At 45.6% G+C, this 18,042-nt stretch carries 15 protein-coding genes and 1 pseudogene; 8 read left to right on the top strand and 8 right to left on the bottom strand.

Annotated elements, in window-relative coordinates; all coding sequences use genetic code 11:
* Positions 1 to 123: 123 nt before the first annotated feature.
* Positions 124 to 882 carry a hypothetical protein gene (locus tag NWE73_RS04260; RefSeq protein WP_277577041.1) on the top strand — a complete coding sequence of 253 codons (759 nt, stop codon included), beginning with the start codon at positions 124 to 126 and terminating at the stop codon, positions 880 to 882.
* 142 nt (positions 883 to 1,024) lie between these two features.
* Entirely contained in the window at positions 1,025 to 1,315 is a 291-nt protein-coding gene (locus NWE73_RS04255; protein ID WP_277577040.1) for a hypothetical protein, read from the top strand.
* A 43-nt stretch (positions 1,316 to 1,358) separates the two neighbouring features.
* On the opposite strand, the gene NWE73_RS04250 is transcribed toward NWE73_RS04255, so the two are convergent.
* Together NWE73_RS04250 and NWE73_RS04245 are read right to left on the bottom strand one after the other, a co-directional pair.
* A complete protein-coding gene (locus tag NWE73_RS04250; protein ID WP_277577039.1) occupies positions 1,359 to 2,867 on the bottom strand; it encodes a sensor histidine kinase in 1,509 nt (502 codons plus the stop codon).
* 6 nt (positions 2,868 to 2,873) lie between these two features.
* A complete protein-coding gene (locus tag NWE73_RS04245; RefSeq protein ID WP_277577038.1) occupies positions 2,874 to 3,551 on the bottom strand; it encodes a response regulator transcription factor in 678 nt (225 codons plus the stop codon).
* A 217-nt stretch (positions 3,552 to 3,768) separates the two neighbouring features.
* On the opposite strand from NWE73_RS04245, the gene NWE73_RS04240 reads away from it, so the two are divergent.
* Positions 3,769 to 4,920, top strand: a complete 1,152-nt coding sequence (locus NWE73_RS04240; RefSeq protein WP_277577037.1) for a hypothetical protein — start codon at positions 3,769 to 3,771, stop codon at positions 4,918 to 4,920.
* Between the two features lie 3 nt (positions 4,921 to 4,923).
* Here the strand turns inward: NWE73_RS04240 and NWE73_RS04235 are convergent, their stop codons facing one another.
* The 5 genes and pseudogenes from NWE73_RS04235 to NWE73_RS04215 form a co-directional block, all read right to left on the bottom strand.
* Positions 4,924 to 6,192 (bottom strand): metallophosphoesterase, encoded by a 1,269-nt coding sequence (locus tag NWE73_RS04235; RefSeq protein ID WP_277577036.1) that lies wholly within the window; start codon positions 6,190 to 6,192, stop codon positions 4,924 to 4,926.
* Between the two features lie 91 nt (positions 6,193 to 6,283).
* The gene (locus NWE73_RS04230) at positions 6,284 to 7,057 is read right to left on the bottom strand and encodes a UDP-2,3-diacylglucosamine diphosphatase (protein ID WP_277577035.1); all 774 of its coding nucleotides are present in this window, start codon (positions 7,055 to 7,057) and stop codon (positions 6,284 to 6,286) included.
* A 719-nt stretch (positions 7,058 to 7,776) separates the two neighbouring features.
* Positions 7,777 to 8,775: pseudogene (gene ftsZ, locus NWE73_RS18105) on the bottom strand (cell division protein FtsZ); the annotation flags it as partial.
* A 91-nt stretch (positions 8,776 to 8,866) separates the two neighbouring features.
* Positions 8,867 to 10,123: a cell division protein FtsA gene (gene ftsA, locus NWE73_RS04220; RefSeq protein WP_277577033.1), complete on the bottom strand. Its 1,257-nt coding sequence runs from the start codon at positions 10,121 to 10,123 to the stop codon at positions 8,867 to 8,869.
* A gap of 135 nt (positions 10,124 to 10,258) precedes the next feature.
* On the bottom strand, positions 10,259 to 11,005 hold the full coding sequence (locus NWE73_RS04215; protein WP_277577032.1) for a cell division protein FtsQ/DivIB: 747 nt from the start codon (positions 11,003 to 11,005) through the stop codon (positions 10,259 to 10,261).
* A 173-nt stretch (positions 11,006 to 11,178) separates the two neighbouring features.
* Here NWE73_RS04215 and NWE73_RS04210 point away from each other — a divergent pair, with 173 nt between their 5' ends.
* Positions 11,179 to 12,720 (top strand): methyl-accepting chemotaxis protein, encoded by a 1,542-nt coding sequence (locus NWE73_RS04210; protein ID WP_277577031.1) that lies wholly within the window; start codon positions 11,179 to 11,181, stop codon positions 12,718 to 12,720.
* 59 nt (positions 12,721 to 12,779) lie between these two features.
* Here the strand turns inward: NWE73_RS04210 and NWE73_RS04205 are convergent, their stop codons facing one another.
* Positions 12,780 to 13,178, bottom strand: coding sequence for a nuclear transport factor 2 family protein (locus NWE73_RS04205; protein WP_277577030.1), 399 nt, complete (start codon positions 13,176 to 13,178; stop codon positions 12,780 to 12,782).
* A 188-nt stretch (positions 13,179 to 13,366) separates the two neighbouring features.
* Here NWE73_RS04205 and NWE73_RS04200 point away from each other — a divergent pair, with 188 nt between their 5' ends.
* The 4 genes from NWE73_RS04200 to NWE73_RS04185 all read left to right on the top strand — a co-directional run bounded on the left by NWE73_RS04200 (position 13,367) and on the right by NWE73_RS04185 (position 18,010).
* A complete protein-coding gene (locus tag NWE73_RS04200; RefSeq protein WP_277577029.1) occupies positions 13,367 to 13,828 on the top strand; it encodes a Mut7-C RNAse domain-containing protein in 462 nt (153 codons plus the stop codon).
* A gap of 162 nt (positions 13,829 to 13,990) precedes the next feature.
* Positions 13,991 to 16,066, top strand: coding sequence for a type IV pilus modification PilV family protein (locus NWE73_RS04195; protein ID WP_277577028.1), 2,076 nt, complete (start codon positions 13,991 to 13,993; stop codon positions 16,064 to 16,066).
* Between the two features lie 24 nt (positions 16,067 to 16,090).
* Positions 16,091 to 17,032, top strand: a complete 942-nt coding sequence (locus NWE73_RS04190; protein WP_277577027.1) for a hypothetical protein — start codon at positions 16,091 to 16,093, stop codon at positions 17,030 to 17,032.
* Between the two features lie 9 nt (positions 17,033 to 17,041).
* A complete protein-coding gene (locus tag NWE73_RS04185; protein ID WP_277577026.1) occupies positions 17,042 to 18,010 on the top strand; it encodes a hypothetical protein in 969 nt (322 codons plus the stop codon).
* Positions 18,011 to 18,042 lie beyond the last annotated feature (32 nt).

Here is an 18,042-nt window from a genome sequence, read left to right as displayed (position 1 = left end):
CTCGGCCTTCGTCCAAAATAAGTCGTCTGACAGTTGAGAGCCTCTTCAAATTGTATAAATCTTGTAGCTGCTTTTATTCAAACGCTCCCCCGGCGACGCCGGTTGGGACTATCAGGAGAACCTATGAAAATGCTAGGAAAGGCAGCTCTTTTTGCCGGCACAATGTTACTTATTTCCATGTTGTCACTTCAAAGCGCCAATGCTGCCCGCGCAGGTGGAGGCCTGAGTCGCTCCTCTATTGGTGGTGATTCCTCACTTGGGATTGGATTTTCAGTGGTGACGGCAGGTCAGAATGATTTGAACTCTGCGATTGATGCCGCTCACTACTCTGCTGGCGCCGACACAAAAAATTTAGGTTCTGCTTACGAGTTTTATGCAAACTGGATATATCGTTTTGCTTCTTCCCCTTATGCATTTGTTCTTCGCCCTTCTTATTTCACGCAATCATCCACCGGCTCTGGTACAGGTGGAAGCTTTGATTACAAATTGAATGGGTTCACAGTTTTCCCAATTGTGCGTATGTACCCGCTTGAAAATTCATTCATCCACTTTTACATGCAAGCAGGTGTGGGGTATGGCACGTTGAATGGTGAAATTACTGCTGCTTCCGATAGTTTAAAATTCAAGGGAAGTGCCTTTGGAGCGATGGGTGGCATTGGTGTCGACTTTTGCTTTACCGATGCGCACTGTCTGACTATCGAAGGAAATGTTCGCTATCTTCCCATTGAAAGAAATATCTCTGACGGCGGGAACTGTACCAACGGAAGTATTCCCGGTGTTTCTCAATGTGGGGGCAACTCTGAGGTCGAACTCAGTGGAACCGATTTAAGAACAACCATGTCGGGAGTTCAAGGTCTCATCGGATACACAATGAACTTCTAGAAATTACAACGGGAACATATTGGATCAATTAAAGGCATTCCGAGGAATGCCTTTTTCATTTTTACCCTCATGACAATATTGTCATTTGAAACATTGGGCCGACATCTGTAGATAAGTGACCTCACTTTACTCCAGAGGTCTTATGAAAAATATTTTTGCGCTCTTAGTTCTTTCTTTTGCAGCATCTTCATCTTTCGCGATTCCTTGCACCGATGAAGATATTTCTTCAGCCCTGCAAGAGTATATCAATGCCCAGCCTATCTGTTTTTCCCCTTGCGAAGCTGCCAAGGTCTACAGAAATATTTATCAAAAAGGTTTGAGCCTGGTCACAGAGAATTGCTCAACTAAAGACCCCAATGCCCTGTTTGCCCTTCGTGAGCTCAACAAGGCCCTTGCACAAACCAACGACGCCATTCGCGTAATCTGCCACTAGGTTGATATATAAGGTACGACACACATAAAGTGCGTCGTACCTTTTACGCATTTTTAGATTTGGGAAATCGAACCTTCAGAATCGCTCCCTGAATGCCTTGCTCATTTTCGATATTGCCGACCTCTAAAGATCCTCCATGCAATTCTGCGATGGTCTTCATAATGACCGAACCTAAACCTAACGAAAAGTTCAGGCCCGTCCCCTCTTCACGGCGTTTGCGACGCTCCTGACGTTTTCCGAAATTTGCCAAGCCCGCTTGATCCATTCCGGGGCCATCATCGGCAACTGAAACCTCGATATGCTCATCCCGATCAACAATGGCAACCATCACTTTGCTTTTTGCATAGCGAGAGGCATTGTCGACCGCGTTCTTGAGAAGTCGAAGAAGCAAATATGAATCACCCAGAACCATCGCCTGCTGACCGTTGAGACCTTCTGCCGTAAAACTAAAATCTTTTCCCGAGGCCGCGCTGGAACTTTGTCTGAAACGCAGCTCTTGCTGCACCAGACTCGACAGGTCAATGAGATCCGTCGATTTCTTGTAATGAGGTTCGTCCAATTCCGCGATCGTCATGAGTTTCTCAAGCAGCTCTTTAAAGTACTCCACCTCGGCGGTGATCATCGTAAAAACTTCATCGCGATCAGAGTCCGTCATTTTCTTAAAATGGAATTTGAGAGTTTCAAATGACGTCGTCAAACTTGTCAGAGGCGTGCGCAAGTCATGTCCCAGTTCACTCAGCAAATGGCTTCGCGCACTTTCTGTTTCCCGAACCCGATTGACCAAGCGTTCGATCTCATGAGCCATGCGATTGAAATCCAGCAACAGCCCCCCGAATTCGTCAAAAGGCTTGATTTCAAAGCGTGCTTTTAAATCACCGCGCTCCAGACGCAGAAGTACAGAGCGAGCCTCTTCGGATTTCTGACGCAAATAAGAGAATGTGATCGTCAAAGCGAGGAACAATGCGACCACCACCGTGGCGAAAGTAAAGATTCCCTGCGTGAAAAACAAAGGTCCACGGAAAGGATTGCGCCTTTCGAAAATGACCAAGTATGCCGCAGGCTCATGATCCAAACGCATGACTGATGTTCGATCGAAGAAATTCCAAAACCGGTCCGTCGAAGTGAGACCATGCACATCGGTGGGCTTTGCCAATCCCATCACAGCTTTTGGCAAGCGCTTTTCATCGCCCGCCACAACCTGATCCGATGCTGAGATAATCCAGAACTCTGGGAACTCCGGACCGCCTGGGGGAGGCCCTGGAGGACGCCCCATCATACCACCGGGACCACCTGGTGGAGGCGGTGGTGGAAAGTCATCATGCCGGTGTGGCGGCCGAGGTCCTTCTCTTGGAGGTCCGAACGGAATATCAGGAAGAACCAAACCTTTGGGATTTGTTTCAATTGATCGTGCTACAAACTGCAACAAGCTCAAACGATGCGGTCGAAAAGAAATATCCGAGAACTTAATCAAACACAGAATTGAGATCAAACTCAAAACCAGAGCCGCACTGACACTCACCAAAAATAGCTTTAAGTAAGTCAGATTTTTCATGCTATCTTACTGCTTCCACTGAAGTCGGTAGCCCACTCCATAGACGGGAACAATCTGGATGGCATCACCGGCATCGCGCAATTTGATTCGCAAATGACTCATGTGTGAATCAATCGTGCGATCATACAGCTCCATATTGTTATCAAGTTGCAGAAGAATATTTTCGCGGGTCACAACATCCCCCGCCTTCTTCGCTAAAATCGCCAGAATATCAAACTGGCGTTTGCCCAAGTTTAAAGGCTGTCCCTGCAACTGAACAGTTCGCTTGTTAAAATCCATCGTCAAAGGACCCACCATCAAAGAATTCCGTGGTGCGGGTGCCCCCTGCCTTTTCATAACTTTATTCATGCGCACTTTGAGCTCTTCGGTACCGAAAGGTTTGCGAAGATAGTCGTCACCACCGATGTTCATGCCGGTCACCACAGTCTCTTCATCTGTGCGCGCACTTAGAAAAATAATTGGAACTTCTTTGCCGGCTGCGCGAACTTTTTCACACAGCTCAATGCCGGTTCCATCAGGCAGGTTCACATCTAAAAGCAAAATATCATAGGTCATCGCCGCCATCTTCGTCCAGGCATCCCCAATCGTCTCGGCCACTGCAACGTCATAGTCGCTATAGCGAAGACTCATACTTAGGCTTTTAGAAATCTGTGGATCATCTTCGACCAAAAGAACACTGAACATCGCGGACTCCGATCTGCTTCTTGAATAATTTTAACAAAGCCCAAGACAGAGAGCGAATCCATAGTTGTTCCATAATTATGGAACTTCCCCGTCACGGTCTCATTTCGAAACGCCGCACCCAGATCAACGTCCAGCTACGAGTTCTTCTGTTACACAAAAGTCCTTTCGATCTATTTCTGGTCTTATATGTAATTCCACAGTGATTTAGCCTTGGAATATGAGTCTTATTAAAATTGCACTACTCGTTGTTTCATTTCATGCAGCCCACGCGGAAAGTCCCTCATACGAGGCCGTCATGCCTGTGGGAGCCATTCGCAAAGACTCCACCATCACACTCAAACCTGTGGATGCGAAAAGCTCGTTCTTTAATCCTGCAGTGAAAAGCACCACCAGCGAAACAGGATTTCAAGAAGTCGACAACAACACTCTTTATAAAGTGAAATCACTTAAGACTTCAGACACTTCGTCTGATGCTGATGACCTCAAAGCTCTCTCGAGCAATGATCAACTCGTCGTTTCTAAAACAGATCTGGGCAGTGGCAATGCCGGTTGTGCGACTTCTGAAAGCTGCACTCTTTCCTCTGATATTCCCGTTTATAAAACCGGTGGTTTTGATTTCATAAACTGGTTTTTAAACTTGTTTGGCTTGGGTGAAAAACCAAAATCGTTAGTCACCCCTGTTCAGGAAAAATTCACACCTTCGCAGGCGATGGCCTCTGCGATGTCAGAGAAAATTGAAAAATCGAATAAACTCTTGGGACCATCGAAGGAAGTCATTCCTGCTTGTACGAATCAACTTCCTGACCACTTGAAAGATGATAAGAAGTTTGGCTGTGGCCTACAACAAGCTCTAGATGCTTTCAAAAAAGCTAAAGCCGACGGCAAAACTTCAAAAGACATCTTTATGTTCAATGATTTCTCTTCCGGTGGAGTCATGGGTAAAATGTATTTCTTCAATTCAGATGGCTCTCTGGCACAAGTCCTCGATAGAAATCCGATTTGGGTTTCTCGCGGGGAAGGTGGCTTTGGCCAGGGAAAAGGTTCGATGCGAACTCCTGACGGAGCCATCATGACCAAGTCCTACAAACCACCACGCGGTGGCAACATTCGCGATGGTATTGAGCTGGTGGGCTTAGAGCCTGGTAATCAGGATATCTTTGGACGTGGCGTTTTACTGCACGGCTGGGACCCCTACACTCCGACCCAAGGTTGCCTTGGAGTTGCGGGAACAATTGATACGATGAAAAGAGGCCGCGCCACTTTAGGTGGTGAGCCTCCTTACTTGGATCAATTAAAACGGGGAATTCTTAAAGATGGCGGCGTGATGATTTACAACTTCACGCCAAACAAAGTGAGCAAGTGCTTCTAGATTTTATTTTATTGTGTCGCAAGGAATGCCGATTTCGCTGACCTTGCACACAAAATCTGTGGCCCCGTCAAATGACTTAATAGCGGCGATCCACTTCCCACTCGCGTCTCTCTCTAACAATGCGTATCCGTGATCGGATGGAAATACTGTATAACCTGGTGGGATAACCTTGCGAGTCGCTTCGTCATAGATATCCAACGATGTTCCACTTTCACCAATAATCAATTCCGGCGGATGATTGCCTTGAGCGATTTGGAATGAGTGAATATGTCCCGCAAAAACCATCTTCACTTTAGATGGCAAAGGTGTCGCGCGCACAACGGCTTCCATGTTGATGTTCACAGGTGCGACTCCAGGGCCAGACCAACTTGGCGCCAAACCCCAGATCGGTCGATGGGTAATCAACCACACTTCTGTTTCAGGACGGGCTTTCAAAGTCTCAATCATTTTCTTGTAGCGGTCTTGCAGCGACTTAAATGCCGCTGACTTGGAATCCAACGGCTTGTCGTCGACCGTGGCATTGTCAAAATTGACAATCAAAAAATTTCCGAAGCTGGTGTAACGAGTTCCCTGATCTTCTACGCAAGTCTGCTCACCCACTGGCGATAGAAGCTTATTGAAACCTTCGTAAGCACGTTTGCAATCCTCATGGTTTCCACGCACAAAGATAAAAGGCTTTTGATTCAAAAGAATCTCTGCGGGTCTTAAGAAGTCTGCTTCCCAGGGTTTGAAACCATACCCCAAAGTTCCTTCGTAGGGTTTGCACTTTACAGGATCCGTACAAGCTTCGCGGTAGTGGTAGTCTCCGACATGAATAATGAGATCCGCGTTTTCTTTCTCGACGGCGCGAACAAGGCGAGAAAACGGCCACTCTTTTTCATCTTCACACTTTTGAATTGGCCCTTTGCCATTTTGATTCTTCAAACGACAACCGGTATCACCCATGATGACGATCCTTCTCGGATTCTTGGGAATGGTGATCTCTCCAGAGCCACTGCGAACGATGGCGGCATCTTTTGGCAGAGTTGCTTCGCAGATTGATGCTTCATCAAAAGTGGTTTTCTTCAGATCAAGCACGCTGAAATCTCTGCTGGTCGATTCAATGGAAACTTTCTCACAGTCCAAACCTTTCGAGCTGACGGTCTTGACGAAGGAGGTTCCCTCATCTGCCAGCCCCACATATGTCGTAGGCTTATGGGCGCAGGCTGAGATGATGAGCAAGAATGATATCGGCAGCACTGCGGGAAGTGCTTTCAGAGAGATTATGGACATACCGTCCTCCTGTGTTTTGAAAACTCTAGAAAAGGACTGGGGCTGCGTCAAATTATATGCAGATCAAATAGGGTCAGTAAAAAAGGATTCTCTAGGAAATCTTGATCCATTCGCCCTTGCCGTCTTTAAGGCGGAAGACTCGAACTTCTTCCTCGAACCAGGAGCCCAGGTTGATAGAACGGACTTCGTGGTTTTGGATTTTGACAGTGTGGTCATCAAAAACATGCATATGGCCTGAGATGATCAAATCAAAAGGGCCTTCATTGTAAGCACGAGGAATGTGGTGACGGATCATGCCGATCAGCTGATCTTCATTCTGAACCCGATACTGTCCACTCTTAGCTCGGCTTTTCTTGCTCGCTTTATTGCCAACATGACTCCAGAACCAGCCGGGAATTAAATAGCTCAATGGCTTGAGCAGTGGATTGCGAATGATGCTGCGATATTTCAAGTATTTGATGTCATTCAGATTGATCAAATCTCCGTGCTCAACACGAACTTTTAAACCATCAATCGTGTAGTATTGAGCCTCAACAAAGACTTCCGCGCCCAATTTCTTTTGAAAATATCTTTCGATATGAACGTCGTGGTTGCCTTCGATATATGTGACTCGGCCACCCGCCTTGATGAATTGTTCAAGGGCGTTCATGAGATCTTTAAACTGATCGGCAAAGAATGTGCTGCCGCCAATCCACAGGTCAAAAATGTCACCCAGCAGGAAGAGATGAATCTGCTTGGGGGCTGTCTTGGTACGGCCATCGGGACCGCTCGTTTCCAGCAAAGAACGCAAAAAGCGCAACAGGATTTGCCCGTTGCGCTCTTCAGCGGTTTTTAAGTGAATGTCGGATATAAACCAGGCTTCCACTATTCTTTATTGTTTAGATCAAAACCTTGTTTCTTGCGGATGAACGCAGGTACTTCCAAGTTTTGGCTAGAGAATGGAGAGCTCAAAACTTCGCGAGCCATGCGACGAGCTTCTTCCAAAGATTGCTGCTCATGATCAACGTTCATAGACAATTGCTCTGGGCTGTTGTGGCGAGCTTTCAACTCTTGGCTTTCTTTGAAAGCGCGAGCTTTAGCTAGCAACAAATCGCGAGGCGAAACGCCAGATTCAGTTTGTGGTTGAATCGGAGTTGGCATCTCTTGACCCATGTTTTGCGCTGACTGCGCAACCATACTTTGCGCCGCTTGTTGGGCTACTTGTGGAGTCACAGGTGCTACTGGCGGAACAATCACAGTCTCAGTAACGGTGGCCTGGGATGCCCCCGGGGACTGAGCCATATCCGGATGAGTGTAAGTCATCACTTGAGTTTGAACCGCAGCGATCGGTGGAAGCTCCACTGGAGGCATTTGCTGATTCATAGACTGAGCCATTTGTGGTGGCATCTGTGGCATTGGAGGCATCTGTGGCATCTGGAATTGCGGCATTTGCGGCATAGATGGCATTTGAGGCATTTGAGGCATTTGAGGCATCTGTGGCATTTGCGGCATTTGGTGCATACCCATTCCCATGTTGTTCATGTGATTAGCATGATTCATGTTCATGTTATTGAATTGCGCCGTTTGTTGGTTCAAGAAAGATTGCATTTGGTTTACTTGAGCCATGTCGTTCACAAGTTTCACGTCGTGAGCGTCGAAACCAGTCGCGATAACAGTTACGCGAACTTCATCGCCCATGCTCTCATCGATAACCGCACCGAAGATGATCTCTGCATCTTCATGAGCCGCTTCAGTGATCAATGTTGAAGCTTCGTTCACTTCATACAATGAAAGATCCGCGCCACCAGTTACGTTGATGATGATGCCAGTTGCACCGTCAATTTTGACATTCTCAAGAAGTGGAGAAGAGATCGCTGCTGTAGCCGCTTCAACCGCACGGTTGTCACCTTTAGCTGCGCCAGTTCCCATGATCGCGATGCCTTTAGAAGACATAACAGTGCGGATATCGGCGAAGTCCAAGTTGATCAAACCACGGATGTTGATCAAATCAGAAATACCTTTAACCGCTTGAAGAAGAACTTCGTCCGCTTTCTTGAATGTCTCAAGAAGTGGAGTTCTTTCTGCAGCGATAGAAAGAAGTTTTTGATTTGGAATCACGATCAAAGTATCAACGTTTTCTTTCAACTCTTGCAAACCAGCATCAGCATGTTTGCCACGTTTTTTACCTTCGAACTGGAATGGCTTAGTCACCACACCGATAGTCAAGGCACCCAATTCACGAGCGATTTTCGCTACGATTGGAGCTCCACCAGTTCCCGTTCCGCCGCCCATGCCTGCAGTAACGAAAACCATGTCTGAACCTTCAAGCTTTTCTACGATTTCATTGTAAGACTCGATCGCAGCTCTGCGACCCACGTCAGGGTTTGCACCCGCGCCCAAACCTTTAGTCAAATCCAGACCCAATTGAATTTTGTTAGATGCTTTGTTTGCGTTCAAAGCTTGGATATCTGTATTTGCAACGATGAATTCAACGCCGCTCATTTCAGAAGCGATCATTGTAGAGACTGCATTGCTTCCGCCGCCGCCTACGCCTACAACTTTAATATTAGCGCCGATATTGATATTCTCTTCTAGTTCAAACATGTGTCCCTCCCGACATATTTGCGGTCATAAAATCTACGACCAATTTCTATTTCCAGAGGCCTCCAGCCCCCACCGAGTAAAAACTAAAACTTTAAAATACTTTTTCTAACATTTCTTTGAGCTTCTTCGTGATGCCGTTCAGTGACTCACCAAGATTGATCTCTGTTTCTTGCTGATTCTGATTCATCAAATCTTTTCTTTGACTCAAACCATACATCAACAATCCTGTTGCTGCCGCGAACTCTCCAGATTTCACAACATCAGTCAGGCCACCGATTTGCTGAGGCGAACCTCTGCGAACCGGAATATCAAACATAAACTCGCCCATTTCAATCAAACCATCAAGCTGGCTTGCACCACCCGTAAGAACAATGCCGGCGCCAAGCATTGGCATCACACCGCTCATACGAATGTCATTTGCGATCAAGTTCACAGTTTCTTCTGCTCTTGCCTCAATCACATCTGCCAAGTCTTTGCGAGGAATCACGCGAGCCTTACGACCGCCGACGCCTTCAACTTCGATAGTTTCATTTTCATTCACCATGGAGGCCATAGCACAACCATGTTTTTTCTTAATTTCTTCAGCTGCAAACTGCGGAGTTCTTAAACCCACAGCCACATCATGAGTGAAGTGCTGGCCACCAACTGGAATTGTTGAAGAGTGTGCGACACTGCCATTCACGAAATAAAGTGCGTTGCTTGCGCCGCCGCCCATATCTACAACTACGACGCCAAGATTTTTTTCGTCGTTAGAGATAACTGCTGTAGCAGAGGCCAACTGACCAAGCACCAAGCCTGCGACTTTTAGCCCCGCACGCTCAACACATTTAACTGAATTATTGATAGCACTTTGACTGCCTGTCACGATATGCACTTGAACTTCAAGGCGAATACCTGACATGCCTACTGGATCAGTGATGCCATCCTGGCCGTCGACTTTGAATTCTCTTGGCAGGATATGCAAAACAGATCGATCCGCTGGCACTGCCACGGCCTTAGCCGCCTCGATCACGCGTTCAATTTCGGAAGTTGTTACTTCACGATTTTTGATAGCGACCATGCCTTTGGAGTCGAACGAAGAAATATGCGAACCAGAAACCCCCACCCACACGTCAGAGACAGTGTAGCCGGACATTAATTCTGCTTCTTCTTTTGCTTTTCTGATTGAATCTGTCGTTGCTTCGATATTGACGACAACACCCTGACGGATGCCCGTATTTGGAGCTGTTCCAACTCCTGCAACTTCAATTTTGCCCTCTGGATTGACTGTTCCGATAACGAAACAAACTTTGGTAGAACCAATATCTAGACCAGCCAATACGGGTGCTTTTGGTTTTGCTGTACTCATCCTTAAGCCTTTGCCCTTTAGAAGTTCTCTTTAGAATTCTTCTATGAGAAGTCTGGGGACCCTACTGCAAAATCATTTTGCAGGTTTTAAAAGACGGAGCTAGCCCCGACTTTGATCGGTCTTCCAGACTTAAGCTTAGGGATCCTTACGCAACCTGACAAGGACTTTCTTTGACAGATTCGCGTCTATGACGCGCGCGTCAAACTGGCGGGTTTCGAGATATTCAACGACCTGACTTACACGAGCAGACTTTAGTGCCACTTGATCTTCACCCATTTTCACGCGGGTTCCGGTCTTAATCATGGTCATCCAAAATCCTTCTTTTTCATCGAAACGAATTTCAGAAATTGTTTTTTTGCTGAACGATCCTTCAGCAGGTATCTGCTCGATCACATCAACTGCTTTTTTTCTAAGCTCCGCTTTCTTCGCAAAACTTTCTCCGTCCAACAACGCAACATCAGGTGCTTGTTTCGCATCGACGGGAGCTAGAAAAGAGCCATCTTTAATAATAGGAACAAGCTTCCCTGCTTTCCCCATCAAAAGCAATTTCACTTCATAGGGCTTTACCTTGATCGCCAAGGTCGCGGGCCAACTGCGCGTGATCATCGCACTCTCAACCCAATCAAATTGAGAGACGTCTTTCGAAATACCCTTCATCTTGATATTCCAAAGAGAAAGACCTTTGTACTTGGCAAGCGCAACTTCCAAACCGTCGACATTAGGTTTTAAAAACTGCTCTTGCCCCGGAGTCGGGCTTTCCAGAACCACTTCGATTTTCTGAATATTGAAAAATCCAGTTTTATTTAAATAGAATAAAGTCCCAGCCACAGAGACAGGAAGAATCACAAAGCCAAAAATAAGTTTAAATACGAACTTCTTCACTGTTCCACACTCCGCAAATCCTTTACTGGACTGCTTTAGATTAGCAACAAAGCCTCTTACAATGAAATGCTCCGCAGGCTTGAAAAGAAATCAGGACCTAGGTCGATCAAACCCTGGTTGAAAATCAAACAACGCGATTTTATGTCTATATTGTAATCATTGAATTCTCCGATATGACTCAAATCGGAGAATCACCAATGAAACTGGGCACAAAAATCATCCTCAACATCGCGGGCTCGATCGTCATTTGCACACTCGCGGCGGTTGCCATCTCATCTGCAAAAATTCATTCCCAGGGACGAGAACAACTCGTGGAAAAATCCAGAGCCATTCTCTCTCGCTTGGAGTCCATCCGCACCTACATCGCAACTCAAGGAGGACTTGAGTCCGATATCAGCCGAGCTATCGCAACTTATCCAAACGGCGACCTCAGCCCAGAGATGCAAAACCGCATCCTTCGCAAAGTGCCTATCTTTGCCTCCATCAAAGTAGGCTTTGACGGAGCTGAGAAAGACGACTACAAATTTCGCGTCTTCTCCGACGAACCTCGTCGCAAAGAGAACAAAGCCACCGTCAGCGAGCTTGAAATATTAAAGCGCTTCGAGGCGGATCCCAATCTTCACGAAATCGTCGAGGAGTCGAAAACTGACGTGACAGTTTATCACCCCGTTCGGCTATCCGAAGCTCAAGGCTGTCTGCTTTGCCATGGCGCCCCTGCCAACTCGCCCTGGAAAAATGGAAAAGATATTTTGGGATTTCCAATGGAAGACTGGAAAGATGGAAAGCTTCATGGAGTTTTCGCCGTTGTATCTTCTGTTAACAAAGTGAATGCGGCAGCATCCTCTGCCAACATGTCGATCTTTATATGGACAGCCCTGATTGCACTGGCGATTCTTACAGTTTCCTTTATATTGATTCGTGCAAACTTAAGCTCACTGCATACAGCAATTTCCAAATTGAAGTCCGCTGGGGATCAAGTTTCACAAGCCAGCTCTGAAATCTTGACATCGAGTCAAAACCTCACTCAATCTTCAGTCCAAGCGGCTGCCTCTATTGAAGAGACCTCTGCTTCAACAGAAGAAATCTCCAGCATGGTGAAGCGAAATACTGAGCATGCCACCTTGGCAAAAGATCTGGCCCAGAGTGCCTCGGAAAAAGCTCATCGTGGTGAGAAAGAAGTTCGGAAACTAACCGGCTCCATGGATGAGATTGCCGCAAGCTCTAAAAAAATCGAAGAAATCATCACCGTCATTGATGATATCGCCTTCCAAACAAACCTTTTGGCTTTGAATGCTTCTGTCGAAGCCGCCCGTGCTGGCGAACATGGAAAGGGCTTTGCGGTCGTGGCGGATGCCGTGCGCAGCCTTGCCCAAAGAAGCGCCACTTCAGCGAAAGAGATTTCAACTCTTATCAATGAAAGTTCCACCAAAGTAGAACAGGGCCACCAAGTGGTGCGTGCAAGTGAGGCTTCTTTGAAAGAGATCGTCACAACGATCGAACAACTTTCAAATTTGAATACTGAAATTTCGACAGCCAGTCGCGAGCAAGAAATGGGTATTGGCCAGATTAATCAAGCCCTCACCGGCATGGAGAAAATAACCCAAGCCAATAGCGCCTCTGCGGAAGAATGTTCTGCCGCCTCAGAAGAATTAAACAGTCAGTCGCTAATCATGAAGTCCGTGGTGAATGAATTGACCAAAGTCGTTGCGGGATAAGAATCTCTAATCTGGATTGAAATCGGCTGAGCCTCCAAAGATACTCAGCCGATCGCTTCCTACATCGTGTAGAAGAACTCCTCTTTCACGATTTTCCCATTCTTCACTTGATAGAGTGCCACCTCTTCCATCTTCATGCGTTCTTTCGACTTTCGATTTGTCGTATCGTATTTATAGTGAACTGCAAAACGATCCCCCAGAGGAAAAGGCCCTTCCACACTCATCGAGTTGACTTCATTCTCGTCCATCCACATACGATTTTTCTTTATTGCCGCTTCAAGACCTTTTTCCTTGCCCATGCCTGGCATCTGCATCGCCTCAATGCTCTCGATATCAGGTGAATAAAGTGTCTCAACCGCCTTCATGTTGTCGCCCTTCTTGCAAAGCTCTACGAGCTTGCGGCCAACCTCCATTGTATCTTTAGATGGTCCCACTGGTGTTTCTTTAGACATTTCCATAATCACTCCTTCGACTTTATTGAGTCGTTAAACTTGAAAAATCAATTTAGATAAAGTTCCGTCGTGGGACAAGATAGGTCGGGAGCAATACATGTACTTGCTTTGAAGCAATTGGAATCTATGGCATTTAGCAATTCGAAAAACACAAAGCTAGAAGGAAGATAATCTTTGAATATGGAATCTCTATTATGAACATCGCCTTTTTGGTCGACGAAAATCTCTTGGGTCTATTAAGAAAGCTCCGCATGATGGGTGTGGACTCCATCGCCCTAAAGGAAACCTCTGACAAAGAAATCTATTTTGCGGCGGCCTCACAGAAGCGAATTATTTTGACCAAAGATCAGAAGTTCTACCGAACGATTCCCTCTGGCGAAGCTTATCTTGTCCAAAGTGAGAAACCGCAAGAACAACTTATCGAAATTTTAAAGACATTTTCGGACTTGGGAAATATTCCTTTATCAAGATGCTTTGAATGCAATACGATCATCGCAAAAATTCCAAAGGAATCGCTCAAAGACCGCGTAGACCCAAACACCTTCCGCTTTTACCAGAACTTCTTTGAATGCCCTACCTGTCACCGTGTTTACTGGGAAGGCTCTCACTTTAAAAAACTCCGAGAGGAAGTTCGGCTCATCCTTCAAATCTTATGACCGAATTGCAATGAGACCTGTTCTTCTTTGAAACGCAAGATCACCCCCTGGCGATTCTGAACGACAGTAATTCTCAAGAAATCCTGGGAGCATCTTTAGTTCGCAAATCATAAATACACCTCGCATTTATGTCGATAAGAGTAGTGACGGGGAGAAACACCAGTGATCACTAACGATAAATTGAAGTGGCAAAACGGTGGGTTTACATTAATCGAAATACTGATCTCCATCGGTATTTGCGGCGTCGTAGTCACCGGTGTCGCGTCAATGAATACATGGTTGAGCTCGTCGGTCGCCAAAGAAGCTGCCAAGGTAGACCGAGAAATTGAAAACACCGAGATGCTCAAGCTTGTCACGCAACCCGTCTACTTCGGCGCCCTCAAAGAATTTCCTGAAAATATTCAACTACAGCAATGCATGACCGTAGATAAAATCGACTGCGACACAACCAAAGAATACCCATTTTTTTCTTTTAACTTATCCACAAAATTACCTCTCAAATTTGCCAGCATCAGTGATACAGCCACTAACATCTCGAACGAATTATCCTTTAGAGTTCACTGCCCTAACAACGCCACCTCATGTGATCGGGCTTCTTATTTCACCGTGACAGCAAAAACTTACCTGAATTATCTCAATTTCAAAACTGCAGTCATAGAAAAGCGCGGAATTGTGAGCCCCGATTTTACCAATATTGTGACCTTCGTGCCGGACTCCACCGTCGCCAATGGCCGTCCAGTCAACGTGGTCATTTTTCTAGATAACTCTAACAGTATGATTTTCGCAAAAGACCAGATCAAAGTGGCCTTAGACGATCTAATTATTAAACTTTCTAACATGAATGTAACCGTTGGTATTTATAGCTTGGCCACAGTCATTAATACCGCTTGGTCTCAATACTATATCGATGGATCCGGGAATCAAGTTTCTCCTATTCCCAATCCTATTCCGCCCGGCTTTGTTTATTATTCTCAGATGATAGATAATACCTATTGGATGGATACCTCCAGTACCAGCACCTTTGATCCCGTTTCCTATATTGGATCACCATATTCTATAAATCATATATTTCCTTTTATCCCGAATGAAGACGCCACTCTTCATGCGAATAAAGTTCAATCTCTTCGTAACCTCATAGATTCGTATTTTAATGTTCCCAATATTGATAACGATACACCTCTGTGCACAATGCTTAAGTTTTTGGAAATGCCTGGCACCAAAGCGCCTTTTGTCTTTGATCAATTTACTCCAACCGTTTTTATGGTCATCACAAATGAAGACGACCAAACCGACTTCAGCATTCCTTGGCATCAGGCTAACAAATGCAAAAAAGGCAAACTGACTGAATTCAAACAGTCTGACAATATGTACACCTACAATGGCAAGGTTCAATTGCGCAATCTACGAGTGACCGCAAATGTTACGATTGACGGAGCCCCAGGGACTTACACCATTGGCGTAGCAAGTCCCATATTACCTTACAATCCAAGCTATGCTTCTCTTGCAGATTGCAGTGCCGATCTTCCACTTATGTCCCAATCAGAAATCGAATCCCTGGTTGCAAAATATTTTAAAACCTTCCTCCCCAACATCATCTACACAATAGGCGCTGGGTACAGCATTGAATCTTGTCGCACTTTTAACCAAACTCATAAACTCGGTCTCAACTATCCGAGCCCACAGCCCATATGCGAAAACGTTACAAATGGCCAACTACAAGTCCCGATTAACTATGTCACAAACTCATGTCGGGAAACTTTGTTCAATCAATCGGTTGGAACCACTCAAATTGAGTACGATATTATTCCTGGAATCTCAGATCCTATTGAAGCGACCTATCAAAGCCTAAAAAATCATGTCAATCTGTCTAACTTTTTTTACATGCCGATCGTCCATACCGACGCAACGACTTGCCCCATGACCACCGGTTCCAGCGTAGGAACTCGCTATTTAGCGCTTGGCAATAAAACTGGTATAAACTCAAAACCCACGCCCATTTGTTCACCAGACTACTCGGCGCAACTATCTCAAATGGATACCTGGATCACCTCTTTTGCTTCCAACGATATCAAGTTAACAGCCGTTGTGGCTGCAAATCTAAATGCCGTCGAACTACTCAGAAATGGTACGACTATTTTGCTAACGGCGAACGTCGATTACTCGTTAACTGGGACCACATTGGTATTTAAGCCGGGAGTCCTTTTACCGAATGACGTCATTAGGGTCTATTTAAAATAGGTCCGACGGAAAGGACGAGTTCGAATGCAAACAGGTTTCCTCTTCAATAAACGCGGCTCCACACTTCCTTTAGCCTTAGGCTTGGTAGTCCTAGCTTCGATTTTCTGTGTCAGCTACAGCAACAGCATCGTGAATATGCAAAGCAGAGTGTCCTACGCCAATCATAGATTTTCCCGACAGTTTAGTATAAATCAGATCTTAACTTTCTTAAAAACCCCAAATAGCTTAACCGAATCCAGTGGATTAAGTCTCAATAGCAATCTTGCTTCCTGCCTATTCGGCACCACGACCAGCACTTGTACCGAGAATTGCTGCAATGCTGGCAATGAAGATGGCTTCTATTTTATAGATCCTTCAGACTCGAATTCTGATTTAAATCTAAAAGCTCGGTTAATCGGCCCTCCCACAGCTCCTGTCTGGTACAAAGCAAACAACACTCAGTGCCCTGCCAATACGGTTGATTTAAGTGATTGCAGCTACAGCCTCAGTGGAACTTATACGGCTGTCTGCCCTGGCAACGAAACGACCTGCCATCACGCCGAACATCTTATCGCCACCGTTCATCTTGTAGCCAATCCAAACACCAAAGTGAAAGGTCAGAATATCAAAGACCAAAACTTCACCCTCATCTATTTCAATAACATCAACTATCCTCCCTCAGTGCTTCCAGTCCCTGACATCACGTTATCATTGGCATCTGCAACAGAGACAGAGGTCAGCATCACAGGTTATTCCGGGCACCCCTCTGAGGTTCAAAACTTTATCTTTGAAAAGTGTCAGAGTTCTAACTCCAGCGTTGTGCAAGTTACGACCCCACCTGATACACCCTTTTCTTCAGGAACGGCAAAAATCAAGTTAAAGCCAACAGGAATTGGCTCTGCCAAAGTTGCCCTTCAAATTAATGACGGCGGCCTTGAGAACAACCTTTCCAAGGAAGCTTTTTTTAACGTGACTGTCACACCTTAAGGACTTCCCATGGAATTTTTCTCTGGTGACAAAAACAAGGACTATTTAAAGAGTATGAATAACAAGGGATTTACTCTTACGGAAATAGCAGTTTGCGTTGGCCTGACTGGCTTTATGCTTTTCATACTCATGGTACCGCAGCTAGAAATTCAAAAGCATTATAGACAAAATGAAAGTAAAATATCACGAGTTCTTGAGAATCAAAACTTAGAACAGAAGATGAGCTCTTCCGATTTCTCTTTGGATATCAGCGCCAGGGTAAGTCTAATAAATGATGACCTTTGTCCCTGCGTCATGGGCGGAAATATGAAATCCGATGGGGCAAATATTTGCTCCAAATCTTTTTGTACTGCAGATGTCGCCACAGATTTTGTTTTTTACGATCCAAATTCGAAGCCGATCCCCCCTTCACTACTCCCCCCTCTCATTCCTCTCTCGGGAACGGCCGCGAACCCCGCTTACTTTGACATTAATGGCGCCCCCTGCACCCCTAACACCAGTGTCCCGAGCAACTGCGCCTATACTTACTCAACAAAATTTACAGCTCATTGCCCGGCCAGTTTGCCCCAGTGTGATCATGCCGATTACCTGACCATTGAACTGGTCGCAACTCCGATTGGAACTCAAAAGTTAGCCGAAACAAGAAAAAAAATTATCTATCCTATAAAACTTAACTACCCTCCCATTCTTGCCACAATCGCGGATCAAACTTTGCCAATGCCTTTCGCGAAGCAAATCGCAGTCAACTCAAACTCTGGATCACCGACTGAAAATCAAGACTTTGTTTTTCAGGAATGTAAAAGTTCAGACACAAATGTTGTCGAGGTAAAATGCTATCGCTTCATTAACTCGATAGGACAAATGATCCTGACACCTAAAGCTTCCGGAGTGGCTTCCATCTCAATTCAAGTCAATGATGGCGGTGCTGTTAATAACCTATCGAACATCCTAACGTTTAAGACTACGGTCACCCCGTAGCCTCGTTTAACTTGCCTGAGAAACCAATAGTG

It is taken from the genome of Bdellovibrio svalbardensis, assembly GCF_029531655.1.
GTDB lineage: Bacteria > Bdellovibrionota > Bdellovibrionia > Bdellovibrionales > Bdellovibrionaceae > Bdellovibrio > Bdellovibrio svalbardensis.
This window is presented reverse-complemented; position numbering and strand designations above follow the sequence as displayed.